General features: G+C 79.1%; 1 protein-coding gene and 1 pseudogene. One reads left to right on the plus strand and one right to left on the minus strand.

The features are described from left to right. Positions 1-158: 158 nt before the first annotated feature. Positions 159-1,823 (plus strand): PucR family transcriptional regulator, encoded by a 1,665-nt coding sequence (locus tag ACFXPK_RS27960; protein ID WP_385079766.1) that lies wholly within the window; start codon positions 159-161, stop codon positions 1,821-1,823. Positions 1,824-1,940: 117 nt separating this feature from the next. On the opposite strand, the pseudogene ACFXPK_RS27965 reads toward ACFXPK_RS27960, so the two are convergent. Next, positions 1,941-2,159 (minus strand): annotated as a pseudogene (locus ACFXPK_RS27965) (glycosyltransferase); the annotation flags it as partial. Positions 2,160-2,230: the final 71 nt, after the last annotated feature.

The following is a 2,230-nucleotide window of genomic DNA, read 5'->3' on the forward strand; positions in this document are numbered from 1 at the left end:
GGCGTCGGGCGCCTACGGCGGCTCCGGGCGGGGGGGAAGGCCACGGGCGGGGCCCGGCGGGCGGGCCGCGGGCCGCACCGTCCGGGCCCTTCCCGCGTCCGGGGTCTCCGCGCGTGCTGCGTACCCGGGCCCCGGGCCCGTCCAGTAGCCTCCGGCTCATGGGGACTCAGGGCGGCATCACCGTGCGGCGGGCTCTTGAGCTGCCGGGACTCCGGGACGGTCTGCCGGAGGTGGTGGCCTGCGGTGAGGCCCTGGACCGTACGGTGCGCTGGGTGCACGCGGGCGAGGCGCCGAACATCGCCTCGCTCCTCAAGGGCGGCGAACTGCTGCTGACGACCGGTCTCGCCCTGGGCAGCCGCCCCGCCGAACAGCGCGCCTTCGTCCGCCGGCTCGCGGATCGGGGCATCGCGGCGCTGGTGGTGGAGCTGGGCGCCCGGTTCGACCGGCTGCCCCCGGCGCTCGTGGACGCGGCGCGGACGGCGGGGCTGCCGCTGGTGCAGCTCCACCGGGAGGTGCCGTTCGTCTCGGTGACCGAGGAGATCCACACCGAGATCGTGAACGGCCACTACGCGCTGCTGCGGCAGGCCGAGGAGGTCCACCGGCGCTGCACCGAGGCCCTGCTGGGCGGGGGCGGGGTGGAGCGGGTGCTGCGGATCCTCGCGGAGTTCGCGGGCAACCCGGTCTTCCTGGAGACGGCGGAGGGCCGGCTCCTGTACGCGGCGGCCCCCGGCCAGGACCCGGCCGCCGCCGATCCGCTGGAGGTCTGGACGGGGCTGCGCGGCCGGCGCGCGGCGCGGGCGGCGGGGCCGCCGGCGGGCGCGGTGCTGGTGGACGTGGCGGGCGGCGGCCACGGTACGGGGGCGGTACGGGCCCGGCTGGTGATCCCCGCCGTGGCGGCCGGGCCGCTTCCGGTGCACCGGCTGGCGGCCGAGCGCGCGGCGGGGCTGCTCGCGGTCGTGCTGATGCAGGCGCGCCAGGAGGAGGAGCTGGCGGCGCGCGGCCGGGGCGACTTCCTCACCGATCTCGCGGAGGGCCGGATCCGCGCCGAGGACGCGCCGGCGCGGGCGCGGGTGCTGGGGTTCCGGCCGGGCGACGGGCCGCTGCTGCCGGTGGTGATGCGGCTGGGGCAGGGCGGCACGGCGGGCCGGGAGTCCGGCGCCGGGCTGCCGACGGCGGGGAGCGGGGCGCTGCCGGCCGGGGTGCTGCTGGAGGAGCTGGCCTCGGTGGGCGTTCCGGTGCTGCTGGGGGTACGGCCCGTGGAGGGCCGGGTTCCGGTGCTGCTGGGGCTGCGCTCCGAGGCCGAGCGTACGGCGGTGGCCGACCGGGTCGCGGCGGCGCTGCGGGCGGGCGTGGCCCGCGCGGGCCTGGAGCGGCCGGGCGCGCCGCCGCCGGTGGTCGTGGTGGGGGTGGCGGGCGGCTGGGCGGCGGCGGGCGCGAGCCTGCGCCACGCGGCGGAGACGGCCGCCGCGGCGCGGGGGCTGCCGGACAGGGCCTGGTACGACGCCCGCAGGCTGGACATCGATCTGCTGCTGTGGCGGCTGCGGGAGCATCCGGATCTGGCGGCCTTCGTGGACCGCGCGATCGGCCCGCTGCGTGCCCATGACCGCTCGGCGCGGCCCGCGCTGCTGCCGACGCTGGAGACCTATCTGGCGCACGCGGGGCGCAAGGCGGAGACGGCGCGGGAGCTGCATCTCAACCGGCAGACGCTCTACAACCGGCTGGGCCGGATCTCCGAGCTGCTGGGCACGGACCTGGACGATCCGCAGACGGTGCTGGCCCTGAGCCTGGCGCTACGGGCCCGCCGCCACACGCCCGGCGCGTGAGGCCGCGCCCGGGGCGGCTCCCGCGCTCCCGCGCTCCGGCCCTCCGCGGCCCGGCCCGCCACCCGCGCCCCTGCCGCCTCCAGCCCGCCCCTGCCGCCTCGCGCCCGCTCCGGTCGGTCAGCGCAGCGGGCGGCCCCGCTCCGTCAGTTCGTCGTAGACGCAGAGCACCTGCGCGATCGTCTCGTCCTCCGTCGGCCAGGTGGCCGCCTGCGCCCGGCCCGCCGCGACCAGCCGGGCACGCCGCGCCGGGTCGCCCAGCAGGCCGGTCACCGCCTCCGCCAGGGCCGGCGCGTCACCGTACGGGACGAGTTCCGCGGCCCCCCCCGCCAGGGGGGGGGGGGCCCCCCCCCCCCCCGCGCCATGGGCCTAAAAAAAAAAACCTACCCCACCGACCTTAAAACAAAAAC

The sequence above is a fragment of the Streptomyces sp. NPDC059142 genome, from assembly GCF_042755665.1.
GTDB lineage: Bacteria > Actinomycetota > Actinomycetes > Streptomycetales > Streptomycetaceae > Streptomyces.

Bases quoted from the DNA above. Each gene is read 5' to 3' on its own strand.
- ACFXPK_RS27960 (WP_385079766.1), top strand. From the start codon at position 159: ATGGGGACTCAGGGCGGCATCACCGTGCGGCGGGCTCTTGAGCTGCCG.